Annotated in this window: 11 protein-coding genes and 1 pseudogene; 2 read left to right on the top strand and 10 right to left on the bottom strand. The window is 68.6% G+C overall.

The genetic code is table 11. From position 1 onward, the window contains the following. Positions 1-139: 139 nt before the first annotated feature. Genes ACHMXA_RS29625 through ACHMXA_RS29640 form a run of 4 tightly spaced genes read right to left on the bottom strand, consistent with a single transcriptional unit; the run spans position 140 to position 2642 of the window. A complete protein-coding gene (locus ACHMXA_RS29625) occupies positions 140-1102 on the bottom strand; it encodes an aspartate carbamoyltransferase catalytic subunit (RefSeq protein ID WP_019656265.1) in 963 nt (320 codons plus the stop codon). Then, entirely contained in the window at positions 1103-1600 is a 498-nt protein-coding gene (gene pyrR, locus ACHMXA_RS29630; RefSeq protein WP_395317411.1) for a bifunctional pyr operon transcriptional regulator/uracil phosphoribosyltransferase PyrR, read from the bottom strand. It abuts the gene before it with no gap. After that, positions 1597-2031 carry a Holliday junction resolvase RuvX gene (gene ruvX / locus ACHMXA_RS29635; protein ID WP_395317412.1) on the bottom strand — a complete coding sequence of 145 codons (435 nt, stop codon included), beginning with the start codon at positions 2029-2031 and terminating at the stop codon, positions 1597-1599. Before ruvX ends, pyrR begins: the two co-directional genes overlap by 4 nt. Positions 2032-2042: 11 nt before the next feature. After that, a complete protein-coding gene (locus ACHMXA_RS29640) occupies positions 2043-2642 on the bottom strand; it encodes a YqgE/AlgH family protein (protein WP_093205621.1) in 600 nt (199 codons plus the stop codon). On the opposite strand from ACHMXA_RS29640, the gene ACHMXA_RS29645 reads away from it, so the two are divergent. Next, positions 2643-4142: a cryptochrome/photolyase family protein gene (locus ACHMXA_RS29645; RefSeq protein ID WP_395317413.1), complete on the top strand. Its 1500-nt coding sequence runs from the start codon at positions 2643-2645 to the stop codon at positions 4140-4142. 70 nt (positions 4143-4212) lie between these two features. Here the strand turns inward: ACHMXA_RS29645 and ACHMXA_RS29650 are convergent, their stop codons facing one another. The 6 genes and pseudogenes from ACHMXA_RS29650 to ACHMXA_RS29675 form a co-directional block, all read right to left on the bottom strand. Further along, complete coding sequence (locus ACHMXA_RS29650) at positions 4213-10428, bottom strand: Hpt domain-containing protein (RefSeq protein ID WP_395317414.1); 6216 nt, start codon at positions 10426-10428, stop codon at positions 4213-4215. A gap of 186 nt (positions 10429-10614) precedes the next feature. Then, a complete protein-coding gene (locus ACHMXA_RS29655) occupies positions 10615-12921 on the bottom strand; it encodes a methyl-accepting chemotaxis protein (RefSeq protein WP_176663433.1) in 2307 nt (768 codons plus the stop codon). Positions 12922-12966: 45 nt separating this feature from the next. After that, a pseudogene (locus tag ACHMXA_RS29660) lies at positions 12967-13499 on the bottom strand (chemotaxis protein CheW). A 19-nt stretch (positions 13500-13518) separates the two neighbouring features. Continuing rightward, complete coding sequence (locus ACHMXA_RS29665; RefSeq protein ID WP_081271090.1) at positions 13519-13884, bottom strand: response regulator transcription factor; 366 nt, start codon at positions 13882-13884, stop codon at positions 13519-13521. Continuing rightward, entirely contained in the window at positions 13884-14282 is a 399-nt protein-coding gene (locus ACHMXA_RS29670) for a PleD family two-component system response regulator (protein WP_093205631.1), read from the bottom strand. The genes ACHMXA_RS29665 and ACHMXA_RS29670 overlap by 1 nt, the downstream gene beginning before the upstream one ends. A gap of 84 nt (positions 14283-14366) precedes the next feature. Continuing rightward, positions 14367-14537: a rubredoxin gene (locus tag ACHMXA_RS29675; protein WP_007838397.1), complete on the bottom strand. Its 171-nt coding sequence runs from the start codon at positions 14535-14537 to the stop codon at positions 14367-14369. 111 nt (positions 14538-14648) lie between these two features. On the opposite strand from ACHMXA_RS29675, the gene ACHMXA_RS29680 reads away from it, so the two are divergent. Then, positions 14649-15611: a bifunctional hydroxymethylpyrimidine kinase/phosphomethylpyrimidine kinase gene (locus ACHMXA_RS29680; RefSeq protein WP_176663435.1), complete on the top strand. Its 963-nt coding sequence runs from the start codon at positions 14649-14651 to the stop codon at positions 15609-15611. The last annotated feature ends 125 nt before the right edge of the window (positions 15612-15736 follow it).

The raw sequence follows: 15736 nt of genomic DNA on the forward strand, positions 1-15736 counted from the left end.
GCGTCTGTACTTCCGGTGACGGTCATGGCCTTTTCGGGAAACACCGTGGAACCGGCTTCGCCGGGCCACCGGTGTTGCCCCCGGCAGGGGGTTGGCGAAGCGACACGAAGTGCGCGAGGACTGGGGGCGAGCAACATTTCTATGCCTCGTTCCCCGCCACGATGCTCATCACCGCCATGCGCACGGCGATGCCGAAGGTCACCTGCGGAAGGATCACGCTCTGCTTGCCGTCGACCACGGCGGAGTCGATCTCCACGCCGCGGTTGATGGGGCCCGGATGCATCACGATGGCGTCGGGCTTGGCCAGCTGCAGCTTTTCCTGCGTGAGGCCGAAGGTCTTGAAGAACTCCTGCGACGAGGGCAGCAGCGCGCCGCTCATGCGTTCGTTCTGCAGGCGCAGCATGATCACCACGTCGCAGTCCTTGATGCCCTCTTCGAGCGTGTGGCACACGCGTACGCCCATGCCGGCCATGTCGCCGGGCACCAGCGTCTTGGGGCCGACCACGCGCACCTCGGCGCAGCCCAGCGTGGTGAGCGCGTGGATGTCGGAGCGCGCCACGCGCGAATGCAGCACGTCGCCGACGATGGCGACCGTGAGATTCGAAAAGTCTTTCTTGTAGTGGCGGATCGTGTACATGTCGAGCAGCCCCTGCGTCGGGTGCGCGTGGCGGCCGTCGCCGGCGTTCACCACGTGCACGTGCGGCGCGACGTGCTGCGCGATCAGGTAGGGCGCGCCCGACTCGCTGTGGCGCACCACGAACAAATCGGCGGCCATGGCGCTCAGGTTGGCGATGGTGTCCAGCAGCGATTCGCCCTTGGTAGCCGAGGAGCGCGCGATGTCGAGGTTAATCACGTCGGCGCTCAGGCGCTTGGCCGCGATCTCGAAGGTGGTGCGCGTGCGGGTGCTGTTCTCGAAGAACAGGTTGAACACGCTCTTGCCGCGCAGCAGCGGCACCTTCTTCACCTCGCGGTCGCTCACGCTCGTGAAGTTGGCGGCCGTGTCGAGGATGTGCGTGACGATGTCCTTGGGCAGGCCCTCGATCGACAGCAGGTGGATCAGCTCGCCGTTCTTGTTGAGCTGGGGGTTTCGCTTGTAGAGCATTTACTTGTTCTCCTCCACCTTGAGGCTGAAGGCACCGTCGTTGGCGCGTGCGAGGGCGAGCAGTTGCGTGTCGGGCAGCGTCAGCGTGGTGGCGGCGAAGTCGGCAGCCACGGGCAGCTCACGGCCGCCGCGATCCACCAGCACCGCCAGGCGCACGCTGGCCGGTCGGCCGAAGTCGAACAGCTCGTTGAGCACCGCGCGGATGGTGCGGCCGGTGTAGAGCACGTCGTCGAGCAGCAGCACGTCGGCACCGTTCACGTCGAAGGGCAGCGAGGTCTGCGCGCTGGCCGAGAGGCCGCGGCGCGCGAAGTCGTCTCGGTGCATGGCCGAGGAGATGACGCCGGGCGCGCCGGGCAGGCCCAGGTCTTTCTGCAGCCGCTCGACCAGCCATGCGCCGCCGGAGGTGATGCCAACCAGCTTGGTGTCGAGGCGCATCAGCGGCTTCACGCCGGCAAGCAGCTTCGTGTAGAGCGCTTCGGCATCGGGAATTGAACTCACGAAAGACTCCTTAGAAATTGCTCCAGGATGATGCAGGCGGAGGCCGCGTCGGCATCGCGGGCGCCTGACGACAACGCCTCGGTCGTGCTGTAGCGCTCGTCGACCTCGAACACCTGGAGATTGAAACGGCCGCGCAGCTGGCGCGCGAACTTCTGCGCGCGGCGGGTGTTCTCGTGCGCGGCACCGTCGGGGTGGTACGGCACGCCGATCACCAGCGCGTCGGGCTGCCATTCCTTGATGCGCGCCTCGACCTGCGCGAAGCGCGCGTCGCCCTCGGCCTTGATGGTCGGCTGGGGCGTGGCTGTGCGCAGCAGCCGGTTGCCGCTGGCCACGCCCGTGCGCTTCAGGCCGAAATCGAAGGCCAGGAAGCTCTGGAAATGGGCGGGAACGGGAACAGAAGAAGAAGCGGTGGGAGCGGGAGCGTCCGGCATGGCGGCTGAGCTCAAGCGTGTCCGGCGTCGGGCGAGAGCTTCCAGGCCTCCAGGCCCAGCAGCATCAGCGCCTTGTCGTAGCGCTGCTCGATCGGGGTGTCGAAGATCACGGCCGGGTCGGCGCCCACGGTGAGCCAGCTGTTCTCGGCCAGTTCGGATTCGAGCTGGCCCTCTCCCCAGGCCGCGTAGCCCAGGGAAACCAGCACCTTGCGCGGGCCCGCGCCGGTGGCCAGGGCCTCCAGCACGTCCTTGGAAGTGGTCATCTCGAGCCCGCCGGGGATGGTCATGGTCGAGGCGTAGACGGATTCCTCGGGCTTCTCGGCCTGGGTGAAGACCGGCTCGTGCAGCACGAAGCCGCGCTCGGTCTGCACCGGGCCGCCCTGGAAGACGGGGGCTTCGCCCAGTTCGGGGCGGGCCAGGTGCAGCTCGATCTTCTCGAAGAGCACCTTGAGGTTGATGTCGCTGGGTTTGTTGATCACCAGGCCGAGCGCGCCGCGCTCGCTGTGTTCGCAGAGGTACACGACGCTGCGGTTGAAAGTTTTGTCTTCCATCCCGGGCATCGCTATCAAAAAGTGATGCGTGAGGTTCATCGGGGCAGAATCGGCGGCCATATGCCCCCGATTTTACTGGCCGTCGACAAGACCTATCCCAAAGGGCTCATGTGGTTCCGCCGCGACCTGCGCGTGGACGACAACGCCGCCCTCTACCGTGCGCTGCGGGCCTGCCGGCAGGTGCTGTGCGTGTTCGTGTTCGACAAGGCGATCCTGGACGCCCTGCCCACGGTCGACCGCCGGGTGGAATTCATCCGCGAGTCGCTGGTGGAGCTCGAGGCCGGGCTGCGCGCGCTGGGCGGCGGGCTGATCGTGCGGCATGCGGTGGCGGCGCAGGAGATACCGGCGCTGGCCCGCGAACTGGGCGTGCAGGCGGTGTTCGCCAACCGCGACGACGAGCCCGACGCGCTGGAGCGCGACGCCAAGGTCTTCGGCGCCCTGGCCAACGCGGGCGTGACCTTCCACACCTACAAGGACTCGACCGTCTTCGACCGCGACGAGGTCATGACCAAGACCGGCCAGCCCTACACGGTGTTCACGCCCTACAAGCGGGCCTGGCTGGCCAAGCTCGATTCCTTCTTCCTGAAACCCTACCCGGTCCGCAATCACGCCGATGCGCTCGCCCCCTCGCCCCAGGCCTACGGCGAGCCGGTGCCCACGCTGCGCGAGATCGGTTTCGAGAAGAGCAACCTGTCGACGCTGGAGATTCCCACCGGCACCAGCGGCGCCGGCAAGCTCTTCGAGGACTTCTTCGAGCGCATCGACCGCTACGACCAGGCACGCGACTTCCCCGCCGTGCGCGGCCCCAGCTACATGGGCATCCACCTGCGCTTCGGCACGGTGTCGATCCGGCAGATGGCGAGCCTGTCGCACCAGCTCTCGCTGCAGGGCAACACGGGCGCGGCGACCTGGCTGAGCGAGCTGATCTGGCGGGAGTTCTACTTCCAGATCCTGGCGCACTTCCCGCACGTGCACAAAGGCGGCGAGTCGAAGAGCTTCCGCCCCGAGTACGACAAGATCCAGTGGCACCACGGCAAGCACGCCGACCAGCTCTTCGACGCCTGGTGCAACGGCCGCACCGGCTACCCGCTGGTGGACGCAGCCATGCTGCAGATCAACCAGAGCGGCTACATGCACAACCGCCTGCGCATGGTGGCCGCGAGCTTCCTGTGCAAGGACCTGGGGCTGGACTGGCGCCGCGGCGAGGCCTACTTCGCGCTGCACCTCAACGACTTCGAGCTGGCCTCGAACAACGGCGGCTGGCAGTGGGCCAGCTCCAGCGGCTGCGACGCCCAGCCCTACTTCCGCATCTTCAACCCGGTGACCCAGAGCGAGCGCTTCGACCCCGAGGGCAAGTTCATCCGCCGCTACCTGCCGCAGCTGGCGGGGCTGTCGAACACGGCGATCCACGCGCCCTGGCTGGCCTCGCCCGTGGAGCTCGAAGCCGCCGGCATCAAGCTCGGCGAAAACTATCCGAAGCCGGTGGTCGACCACGCCGAGGCCCGCGAGAAGACGCTGCAGCGCTACGGCGTGGCGCGCGCGAAGGCGCTGCAGAAATAGGAAGCGCAGGAACCGGAAAAGAAAAAGGGCCGCATGGGCCCTTTTTCGATGGAGCGGCAGGCCAGGCGCGTCAGGCCGCGACCGCCAGCGCCGACTCGCTCGTGTACGCACGCACCAGGCGCAGCAGTTCCTCTTCCGAGTACGGCTTGCCGAGGTAGTGGTTCACGCCCAGCGTGCGCGCGTAGTCGCGGTGCTTCTCGGCGATGCGCGAGGTGATCATGATGATCGGCAGCTCGGCCAGGGCCGCGTCGGCGCGGATGTTGCGGGCCAGGTCGAAGCCGTCCATGCGCGGCATCTCGATGTCCGACAGCACCACCGCCGGGCGCTCCTGCTGCAGCCGCTCCAGCGCCTGCAGGCCGTCGGCCGCGAGCGACACGCGATAGCCTTCGCGCTGCAGCAGGCGCTGCGTGACGCGGCGCACGGTGATGGAGTCGTCCACCACCAGCACCAGCGGAATCTGCGGCACCGCCGGGGCCAGCGTCTGCAACGGCTCCTGCGGCGCGCCCTGGTCGGCCACGGCAGCCGAGGCCTGCACCGCGGGCGCCGCGAGCGCGGCGGCCTGGCGCTCGCGCGCCTGCTCGCCGTGCACCGCCGCCAGCGCCACCGGGTTGTAGATCAGCGCCACCGCGCCCGAGGCCAGCACCGAGATGCCGGCCAGTCCGGGCAGCCGCGCGAGCTGCGGGCCGAGGTTCTTCACCACGACTTCCTGGTTGCCCAGAACTTCGTCCACGTGCAGGGCGACGCGCTGGGCCGCGCTTCGCACGACCACGATGGTGTTGTTCTTGGCCAGGCCCTGCCCGCTGCGGGTGGAAGCCTGCAGCAGCGCGCCGGTCCAGTAGAACGGCACCTGCTCGCTGCCGAAGGGATGGCTGTTGTGCAGGTAGGCGGCCTCGAGGTCGGCCGCGCCCACGCGCTGCACCAGTTCCACCAGGTTCGACGGCACGCCGATGGACACCTCGCCCGCGCGCAGCATCACCACGTGCGTCACGGCGGTGGTCAGCGGCAGCACCAGCTTGAAGGTGGTGCCCTGGCCCGGCGTGCTGTGCGTCTCGATGCGGCCACCGAGCGCGGCGATCTGCGCGCGCACCACGTCCATGCCGATGCCGCGGCCGGCGAGTTCGGAAACCTGCCCCGCCGTCGAGAAGCCGGGCTTGAAGATCAGCTCGGTGGCCTCCTCGGGCGTGAGCTCCTGGTCGGCGCCCAGCAGGCCCAGCGTGCGGGCACGCTCGGCGATGCGCTTGTGGTCGAGGCCGGCGCCGTCGTCGCGGAAGCTCACCGACACGTCGTTGCCCTCGTGGTGCAGGTCGATGACGATCAGGCCGCTGGCGTCCTTGCCGGCCTTCTCGCGCACCGCCGCATCCTCGATGCCGTGGGCCACGCAGTTGCGCAGCAGGTGCTCGAAGGCGGGCGTCATCCGGTCGAGCACGCCGCGGTCCATTTCGATGGAGCCGCCGACGATGTCCAGGCGCACCTGCTTGCCGGTGTCCTTGGAGGCCTGGCGAACCACGCGGTAGAGGCGGTCGGAGATGCCCTCGAACTCCACCATTCGCGTGCGCAGCAGGCCGCGCTGCAGTTCGCGCGTCTGGCGCGCCTGCACGCTGAGGTCGTCTTCCGTCGCCTGCACCGTCTTCTGCAGGGTGCGCTGCACGGTGGCCACGTCGTTCACCGACTCGGCCATCATGCGCGTGAGCTCCTGCACGCGGGTGAAGCGGTCGAACTCCAGCGGGTCGAAGCTCTGCTGCGAGTCCTTGGCCTGTGCGAGGCGCGACTGCATCTGGCTTTCGGCCTGCACCTCGATGTCGCGCAGCTGCTGGCGCAGGCGGTCCAGGTTGCCCGTGAGGTCGGACAGCGAGCCACGCAGCTGGCCGAGTTCGGCCTCCAGGCGCGAACGCGTGATGATGACCTCGCCGGTCTGCGCGACCAGGCGGTCGAGCAGCTGAGTGCGGATGCGCACGGCCTGGCCGGTCGCGGCACGCAGCGGTGCCACCAGGGCGGCCGGCGCGGGGCGCGGCTGCAGCGTGGCAGGTGCCGCGCCGGTTGCCGTTGCCGCCGGCGCCGTTTCGGCGGCGGGCTCGTCGTCGAGGCTCGCCGCGGGCGCGACGGTTTCGTCGTTCGCCGGCACGCCGGCTTCGGGCGCCTGGGAAGCGACGGCGACGGGCGCCGCCGAAGTGGCCGCGGCCACGATCTGGGCCAGCTCGACCTGCGTGGCGTCGTCAGCCGCGCGCAGCGCGTCGAAGGTGGCCTGCAGGGTGTCGAGGCGTGCCAGCAGCTTCTCGATGTCGGCCCGCTCGGCGCCCTGGGAACCCAGGACTTCGATCTCGGACTCCATGCGGTGTGCGCGCTCGCCCAGGCGCATGGCGCCGGCCAGCCGCGCGCTGCCCTTGAGCGTGTGCAGCGTGCGCAGCACCGAGGCGCGCGGCGCGCTGTCGTCGGGGTGGTGCGCCCACTGGCGCAGCGCTTCGCCGAGCTGGGGCAGCAGTTCGGCCGCCTCTTCCTCGAAGATGGGGAACAGGTCGACGTCGACCGCGTCGGCCAGGTCGATGGCGTCTTCGGAGTCGTCCAGCGCCACGTCGGCGACGGGCTCGCTGACCACCACCTGCGGCAGCGGCCGGGCTTCGGCGCGCATGGCGGCTTCGGTGGGCATCGGCGAATTGGCGATGTCGCGCAGCGCCTGCAGCGTGCCTTCGGCGGGGTCGCGCAGCAGGCCGACGGCGAACTGGTGCAGCAGGCGGCGCAGCTCGTCGGCCGCGGCCACCAGCACCATGCCCTGCTCGCGGGTGCCGCTGCCCTGCATCTGCAGGTGCTGCAGCGCGGCCTCGAACAGGCGGGCCATGCCCGAAAGGCTGTGGAAACCGACCGTGGCGGAGCTGCCGGCCAGCGAATGGGCCAGCGCGACGGTCGAGTCGGACAGGCGCTCATGCGACTCGAGCGCCCATTCGCCCACGTCGGTGGCGAGCTGGCGGGACCATTCGTCGGCCTCGTTGAGGTAGACGTTGTAGAGCTGGATGCCGATGCGCAGCGGGCCGATCACCTTGACCTGGTCCTCGGCGCTTTCCTGCGGCGCCGCGGCCACGACCGGCTCGGGCTCGGCGGGCGCAACTGGCACCACGGGCGCAGCGGGCTCGGGAGCGGCGTCGGCGACGAGGATCTGCGCTTCCTCGGGCTCGGCGGGTGCCTCGAAGATGGGCGCGACCACTTCCTCGGCGGCCACGGGGGCGGGTTCGGGCTCGGGTTCAGCTTCGGCAGCCGGCTGCGGCGCGGCCTCGGCGACCGGCTCTTCCACATGCAGCGCATGCAGCGGCTCGGGCGCGGCCTCGACCGTCTCCGGTTCCACGGCGGGCTCGATGACGGGTTCGGCGGCTGCCTGCACGGGCAGCGGCTCGGGCTCCCATTGCAGGTCGGGCAGGCCGGCCGTGGTGGGCACGGAGCTGACGATGGGTTCGGGTTCGGCAGCGGGAGCCGCCGGCTCGGCGGGCTCCGACTTCAGTTCCACGACGGCCGGCGTCCTGGCGGGCGGCGCCAGGAAGTCGAACATCTCGCCGCTCGGCAGCACCAGCGGCGGCGGGGGTTCGTCGGTCTGCTTGGCTTCGAAGTCGATGAAGTCGGTCGAGGCGAAATCGTCGTCGGCCTCGGGCGTCGCGGCGGCCTTCGCGGGCTCCGGCTCCTGCCAGGCCAGGGTTTCGAACGGGGCTTCGGGAACCGCGGGAGCTTCCGGAGCTGCGGCGGCAGGCGCCGGCGCCGGCGCAGGCGCTTCGGCCGTCAGGGACAGGTCCGGCAGGTCGGGCAGCTGGAGCGGGGGCAGCTCCGCCGCCACGGGGGCCGCAACCTCGAGGGGCGCGGGCTCGGGCGTAGAAACGGGCGGCTCGGTCGCGATGTGGCGCGCGGCCACCGCGAGGGCTTCGGCATCGGCCACGCGCACCGGCGGGGGCACGGGCTCGCCCGCCAGCAGCGCGTTGGCCACGCGGCTGAACGGGGCGGACTTCCAGCCATGGGCGGAACCCGAGGCGATGGCCTCGACCCACTCGCCGAACTCCTTCATCGTGCGTTCGGTGCCTGCCAGCAGTTCGGGCGTGGCGGCGCGCTGGTCGGCCAGCCAGGTGTTGAGCACCTGCTCGAGCGACCAGGCGGCATCGCCGAACTCGGTGAGGCCGACCATGCGCGAGCTGCCCTTGAGCGTGTGGAAGGCGCGGCGCAGGATCGTGAGTTCCTCGGTGTCGTCCGGGTAGCTGGCGAGCTCCTCGATGGCGGCCAGGCCGTTCTGCACGACCTCGCGGGCCTCCTCGAGGAAGATGTTCTGCAGGTCGTCTTCCTCGAGCTCGGTGACTTCGGTGTCGGGCAGCGCGGCCGGACCGGAGATCTTGTGGGTCCAGCTGTCGGCCTTGCTGCTGAACTCCTCGATCGGCGAGGGCTTGGCCTTGGGCGCGGCGAGCGCCGCGAGCTTCGAGGCGATCTGGGCGTCGACTTCCTCGATGCTGAGCACCGGAGCGGCCGGTGCCTGGCTGGGCGCGGCACCCTCGCCGGCGGTGGCGTCGGCGGCCTGGCGGCCCATCAGCGGCTTGAGTTCGCCGGCGTCGGCGTCGAACACGAACAGGCGCTTGGCCAGCGCCGGCTGGTAGCCCAGCATGTCGATCAGGAAACCGAGCGCGCCGAGGTTGTTGCCCAGCGCGTCGAAGCCGGCCATTTCCTCGGCCGGCGAGGTGCTGACAAGCATCGCCTCGACGTCCTCGCGCATGCGCTGCACGGTGAGGGCGGCCTGGTCGAGGCCGAGCACGGAGAACACGCCGCGCATCTGCAGGAGTTGCGTCGGCACGGTGCGCAGCAGGCCCTTTTCGGCGGGGCGGCGGAAATACTGGTCGAGCGACTTCTCGAGTTCGGCCAGGTGGCTGCGCAGCTCGTCGACCACGGTGCCCATGGTCTGGCGGTCGCTCACGCGGCGGTAGAGGTCCTCCATCCACGGCTCGAGCGGCTCGGAATGGCCGCCGGCGCGCACGCGCTCGATGCGGCCCGCCAGCTGCAGCGTGCGGGCGGTGAGCTGCGGATCGCTCGGGTCGAGGTCTTCGAGGGCGGCTTCCAGGTAGAGCACCGAGGTGGCGACTTCCATCGCGAGCTCGGTGCCCGGCGCCTGGCCGGAACGCACGGAAGCCTCGACCGCGTGGGTCAGGGCCTGCACCATCGGCAGGCTCGGCGGATGCAGCTTCTGCAGCGATTCGCCCAGCTGCGCGAAGGTGTCGGCCACCTGGCGCGTGCGGGTGATGTCGCCGCCCGAGAGCGCCGACCACATTTCCTTGGCGGTCTCGATGCGCTTGCGCGCCTGCTGCAGCACCAGCGGATCGAATCGGCCGAACTGCTCGACGTTGTAGTCGACGTACTGCTCGCTGGCGATGCCCCAGGCGAGGCGCACGGTGCGCAGCGTGGCGGCGTCGTCGCCTGCCGCGGGCACGGCCTGCGCGCAGAAGAAGAGCAGATCCTGGCCCAGGCGGTCGGACACGACGCTGTCGCCGCGCGCGAGCGTCGCGTACTGCAGCAGCACGCGCGAGGCGGCGCGCTTGACGTAGGCGTCGGGCGTGATCAGCCCGGTGGCCAGGGCCTCGAAGAAGCCGGCGGCCAGCGTCCAGAAGCTCGCAACGCGGGGCAGCAGCGCGCCGCGGCCGAGGCCCAGGCACAGCGCATGCAGCCGGCGTGCGGCCTGCGTGTCGCCGCTCTTGATGAGCTGCAGCACCTCGCGGTCGAGCCGCGAGCGCACGGACGGGTCGTAGGCGATGGCCGCCTGCGTGAGCGCCGGCTTGATCTCGACCCAGCGCCAGGCGGTGCTCCAGAGGTCGGCCGGATGCACGCGCTCGTTGCCGACGAGCTCCAGCACGTCACGGTATTGGGGAAAGAGCGCCACCGACGAGACCGGCTTGCCGGCCAGCAGCGCGCCGAGGAAGTCGGTGACGGCGAAGCCGGCACGCTCGATCTTGTTCACTGCCGCTTCGGTGCAGCGCTGCGGCTCGGCGATGAAGCCCTGCACCGCGAACTCGATGGCGCCCAGCACCAGCGCGGGCGAGGAATGCCCCACCATCTGGAGCGCGCCGACGGCCTGGTGCAGCTGCTGGCGGGCCATCTGCAGCGGGCCGGCCTCGGGCTCGCTCGCGGCGTCCACTTCGCGCACGAAGCGCCGCAACGACTTGCCTACACCGTCGAGGGATTTCTGGATTTCTCCCAGCACCCAGGCCAGCGGCCCGAGGTCTTCGGTGACCGGCGCGTTGCCGGCGTGAGGGGCCGTGGCAGGGGTTTGAATCGACACGTTGGATGCTCGCCGTTTCTTTTGACTGTCAGTTTTTCAATGGGCGCAAAGCGCCCCTAATGCAGGAGGCCGTCGCAGCCGCTTCAAGGAACACCGCGCAACCGGCTTCGCCGGGCCGCAGGTGTTGCCCCCGGAAGGGGCTTGCCGAAGCGACACGAAGTGCGCGAAGGCCAGGGGAGAGCTTCATCACGCAATCTTGAAACGGGCGACCGAGCGGCGCAGTTCCTCGGCCATCTGCGAGAGCTCGCGCACCTGCTGTGCCGTGGTACGCGTACCTTCTCCGGTCTGTTCCGTCACCGCGAAGATGTGCTGGATGTTCGCGGCCACCACGTTCGCCGAATCGGCTTCGCGGGAGGCGGATTGCGAAATCTGCTCGATCAGGTCGGCGAGTCGGCGCGACACGCGGTCGATCTCGGACAGCGCGGTACCCGCGTTGTCGGACAGCTTGGCCCCTTCGACCACACCCTGCGTGGAACGCTCCATGGCGCCCACCGCGTCCTGCGTGTCGGTCTGAATCGCCTTCACCAGCGCCGAGATCTGGCGCGTGGCGTCCGCGGAGCGTTCGGCCAGTCGCTGAACTTCTTCCGCCACCACCGAGAAGCCTCGGCCGGCTTCACCGGCGGACGCTGCCTGGATGGCTGCGTTCAGGGCCAGCACGTTCGTCTGTTCGGTAATGTCCGAGATCAGCTCGGTGATTTCACCGATCTCCTGCGACGATTCGCCCAGGCGCTTGATCCGCTTGGAGGTTTCCTGGATCTGGTCGCGGATGGAGTTCATACCGCCGATGGCGTTCTGCACGGCCTGCAGACCCGACGATGCGGCTTGCAGCGACTGGCGCGCCACGGTGGCGGACTCTTGCGCCTGGGTGGACACGCCGTTGATTCGCTCGGCCATGGTCAGCACCGACTGGCCGGTTTCGCGAATTTCGCGCAGCTGTTCGGTGGAAGCCGCCAGCAGTTCGGTCGAGGTGCTCTCCACCTGCGACGTCGTCTGCGCCACGCGGGTTGCCGTGTTCTGCACGTTGCCCACCAGCAGCCGCAGTTCTTCCACCGTGTAGTTCACCGAGTCGGCGATGGCGCCGGTGATGTCCTCGGTCACGGTCGCTTCCTGCGTCAGGTCGCCTTCGGCCACTGTCTGCAGTTCGTTCATCAGGCGAAGAATGGCGGCCTGGTTGGCGTTGTTCACGCGGCTGGCTTCGTCGGAAGCCTGTTCGGCGGCCAGACGCTCGCGTTCGGCGATGGCGGCGCGTTCGCGGCCTTCGCGCACCTGCACGAAACCGATGGCGCCTGCGAGTGCCAGGGCGGCCAGCGACAGCACGAACAGCAGCACGATGGTGCCGGCGCCCAGGCCGGTGCGGGCGGAGAGCTTTTCCTGCAGGTCGCCCAGCGACTTACGCAGCGGCTCGCTGTCGGTCAGGATGGATGCCTGTGCTTCGCGCGCCGCCACCAGGCCCTGCAGGTTGCCCAGAATGGCCGAAGCCTGCGTGCGCATCTGTTCGTAGGTCTTCAGGATGGCCTCGAGCTGCTGGCGCGTCTGCGGGTCCTTCGAGCCGGGGAAGCGCTGCTGCGCATTGCCGTCGAGCAGGCCGCGGGTGGTTTCCTGGAAGGTGTTCAGGTCCTTGCCCAGCAGGAACACGGCGTCGGGGTTCACGCCCTCGACCGTGAAGAACTCGTTGGTCGACTTGCCGATGCGCTGCGTCAGCATCACGAGCTGGCCGGCGGCCGAGATCTCGGGCAGCGTGGCGTTCTGCTGCATCTTCAGCGAGGCGACGGTTTCCGTCATCTCGAGCAGCGTGGACGACTGCTGGTTGATGTCGCGCAAGGCGGCGCCCACCTGCGTCAGGATCTGGCGCTGGGCCAGCACGGCCTTGGCGCTGGCCTCGGCGCGGGTGACGAGCGGATTGATCTTGCCCATCTCCTCGTCGTACTGGTTGCCGACGGCTTCCAGGCGCAGGGAGTCGTCGCCGTTGGTCAGGCCGTGCACGCGGCGCGAGAGGTCGTCGGCGGCGTCCTTCACTTCGACGAAGGCCGAGGGGCTGCCCACGAGGGCCTGCGAGATCGACTTGGCGAGGCGCTGCGACTGCATCAGCGACTGGCCGGTGGCCGCCACCTGCTGCGCGAGGCGTTCGGCGCGAAGAATGGAGGAGCCGGCGACCAGCAGCAGCAACAGCACCACGACCGCCAGCAGGATGGCCAGGATACGCTGCTGCTTCGCGGGGCTGGAGCCCGCACGGCCGCCGGTGGCGTCGGGCAGGGCCTCGACGTCCGCCGCGCCGGGCTCGTTGGCAGCATCTCCGCCGCCGGGCAGGTCGACATCGCCGAAGCTGGTGTCGGGCGCGGCGCCCTTCTTTGCGAGGCGCACGGTCTTTTCGTCCGGAACCTGGACGGTGTCGACATCGTCGATCGATATCGAACCGGAGCCATCGACGCGGGCCTTGTCGTTGCCGTTGGTCACGGGCAGTAATTTCTTGAACTTGTCGGCGATCGAGCTCACGGTCGGTCCTTCAGGTGGTTTCCGGTACGGCGTGCGGGGGCACTGCTACGCACCAATACTCAAAAACTGGGGTTGCTGCGAAAGCGCCTGCAGGTTGACTTCCTGCCAGCGCTCCCCGCTGCATCGGTAAACAGATGCCCGTGCCAGGCAGGTGCTTCTGCGCCAGGAGGCTCGGACGCCGTGAAGGCCTCCGCCCCCCGCAACCCCGCCAGTCGATCGACCAGCAATGCGCAGTTGACTTCGAGCAGCTCGTTGAAAGCAACGAGCCGCGACTGGATGCGCGCCGCCTCGGTGGCGGCCAGCGCGGTGGGAACGCCGGTGGCGAACGCCGAAAGCTGCACGACGCCGTAGAGGCCGCCGCGCAGGTTGGCGACGCCGAGGAACCACGGCTCCGTGTAGGGCACGGGCTGCGGCGGCGTCCAGGGAAAGATCTCGCCGGCGTGTCCCAGCGGAAAGAGGTATTTGCCCTCGCCCGCCTCGACCGCCAGCCACGTGGCGGCCACGCCCGTCGTGCGAGCGGCCTGCAGCCGGCTCGCCAGCCGGGACTGGAAGGCTCTCAGAGCATCGCGATTCGCCATGGACTCGGCAGGCTTTCGCTCAGTTCAGCGCGCTGATCTTGGACATCAGGTCGGCTGCGTTGACCGGCTTCACGATGTAGTCGCGCGCGCCCTGGCGCATGCCCCAGACGCGGTCGGTCTCCTGGTTCTTGCTGGTGCACAGGATGATCGGGATGGCGGCGTACTTCGGGTCGCGGGCGATGGCGCGCGTGAGCTGGAAGCCGTTCTGGCCGGGCATGACCACGTCCATGAGGATCAGATCGGGATGCTCTTCCTCGAGGCGGCGCATGGCGTCGTCGGCGTTTTCGGCCGTCTTGACGGCAAAGCCGTTCTTCTGGAGGAGGTCGGTCAGGAACACCAGTTCCGTCTTGGAGTCGTCGACGACGAGGATTTTGCGAATAGGCATTACTGCACTTCCTGTTGAACGGTGCCAAACTGCTGCACGGCCTGCAGCAGCTGGTCTTTGGTGAAAGGCTTGGTCAGGTAGTCTTGCGATCCGACCATTCGGCCGCGCGCCTTGTCGAATACACCGTCTTTCGACGACAGCATGACGACCGGGACGTTGGAAAAGTGGGCGTTGCGCTTGATGATGGCGCAGGTCTGGTAGCCGTCCAGGCGCGGCATCAGGATGTCGCAGAAAATCAGATGCGGCTTGTGGTCGTTAACCTTGGAGAGCGCGTCGAAGCCGTCTTCCGCGAGAAGAACCTCGTGCCCACCCTGCTTCAAAAAAATCTCGGCACTGCGCCGGATGGTGTTGCTGTCGTCAATGACCAGCACTTTGTAACCAGATCCATTCGGGCCCATTGCAAACGCTCCTGCTCATGAGACTCGGAAGCCCGCCGCGCCGAACATCGACGCAGACCGCGTAGCTCTATCTATGCCATGCTTTCAGATTTCAACCATTTCGAAGTCTTCCTTGCGCGCACCGCACTCAGGACAGGTCCAGTTCATCGGCACATCGGCCCAGGCCGTGCCTGCCGCGATGCCGTCCTCCGGTACACCAACCGCTTCGTCATAGATCCACCCACAAATCAGGCACATCCAAGTTTTCGTATTCATCGGAGCTTAAAGTCCTTGTTCATTAAATGCAACGAGTGTATCTATGCGTATCTCACTGGCAGACGATAAACGTCGCGCCTATGCCACCATCCAGGGGATTCCGCACGGCGTATGACCATCTTCTTACTTCCAGCAGACAGCGCCCGCAAACCGGGCGATCTTAACGACCCCTCGCAGGACGGCGGCGAACTGGCCGAACGCGACCTGAATCCCCCCTGCGTGCTGGTGTTCAACGCCAGCGATCCCAGCGGGGCGGGCGGCCTGGGGGCCGACGCCCTGGCAATGGGGTCGGTAGGCGCACACATCCTGCCGGTAGTCACGGGTGCCTATGCCCGCGACACGGCTGAGATTTTCGATCACTTCCCCTTCGACGAGGAAGCCATCGCGGAGCAGGCGCGCGCCATCCTGGAGGACGTGGAGGTGCAACTTATCAAGGTTGGCTTCGCCGGCACCACGGAGGCGCTCAGCACCATCGCGGAAACCGCCGCCGACTATCCGGAGGTGCCCGTGGTGGCCTACATGCCCAACCTTTCGTGGTGGGACGAGAACCTCATCGAGCCCTATCTGGACGCTTTTCGCGAACTCGTCCTGCCCCAGACGACAGTGTTGGTTGGAAACCACAGCACCCTGTGGCGCTGGCTGCTTCCGGACTGGAACGGCGACCGGCCGCCCGGCGCGCGCGACATCGCCAAGGCCGCCGGCGAGTTCGGCGTGGCCTACACGCTGGTCACCGGGCTGATGCTGCCGGACCAGTACATCGACAACGTGCTGGCCTCGCCGCAGACGGTGCTCGCCAGCGAGAAATACGAGCGGCTCGAGGCTGTCTTCGCCGGCGCCGGCGACACGCTCTCGGCCGCGCTGGCCGCCCTGCTCGCCAGCGGCACCGACCTGGTGGCGGCGACCACCGAAGCCCTGGCCTATATGGACCGCTGCCTCGACGCCGGCTTCCGCCCCGGCATGGGCCACGTGCTGCCCGACCGCCTGTTCTGGGCCGAACCCGAGGATGAGGAAGGCGGCGAAGACCCCGACACGCCGCCCGACTTCGCCCTCCCTCCCCACGACACCCGACACTGAAATGTTGCTCGCCCCCAGGCTGCGCGCACTTCGTGTCGCCTCGCCAACCCCCTGTCGGGGGGCGGGGCGGCCGCTTCGGGCAGCCGTGCGCGGCGGCCCCCACTGAAAACCCCTGCTGAGTCCCG

Origin of the sequence: Variovorax sp. UC74_104 (assembly GCF_044055375.1) — a bacterium.
Taxonomy (GTDB): Bacteria; Pseudomonadota; Gammaproteobacteria; order Burkholderiales; family Burkholderiaceae_C; genus Variovorax.

Bases quoted from the DNA above. Each gene is read 5' to 3' on its own strand.
- ACHMXA_RS29625 (WP_019656265.1), bottom strand. From the start codon at position 1,102: ATGCTCTACAAGCGAAACCCCCAGCTCAACAAGAACGGCGAGCTGATC.
- ruvX (WP_395317412.1), bottom strand. From the start codon at position 2,031: ATGCCGGACGCTCCCGCTCCCACCGCTTCTTCTTCTGTTCCCGTTCCC.
- ACHMXA_RS29640 (WP_093205621.1), bottom strand. From the start codon at position 2,642: ATGGCCGCCGATTCTGCCCCGATGAACCTCACGCATCACTTTTTGATA.
- ACHMXA_RS29645 (WP_395317413.1), top strand. From the start codon at position 2,643: ATGCCCCCGATTTTACTGGCCGTCGACAAGACCTATCCCAAAGGGCTC.
- ACHMXA_RS29665 (WP_081271090.1), bottom strand. From the start codon at position 13,884: ATGCCTATTCGCAAAATCCTCGTCGTCGACGACTCCAAGACGGAACTG.
- ACHMXA_RS29670 (WP_093205631.1), bottom strand. From the start codon at position 14,282: ATGGGCCCGAATGGATCTGGTTACAAAGTGCTGGTCATTGACGACAGC.
- ACHMXA_RS29675 (WP_007838397.1), bottom strand. From the start codon at position 14,537: ATGAATACGAAAACTTGGATGTGCCTGATTTGTGGGTGGATCTATGAC.
- ACHMXA_RS29680 (WP_176663435.1), top strand. From the start codon at position 14,649: ATGACCATCTTCTTACTTCCAGCAGACAGCGCCCGCAAACCGGGCGAT.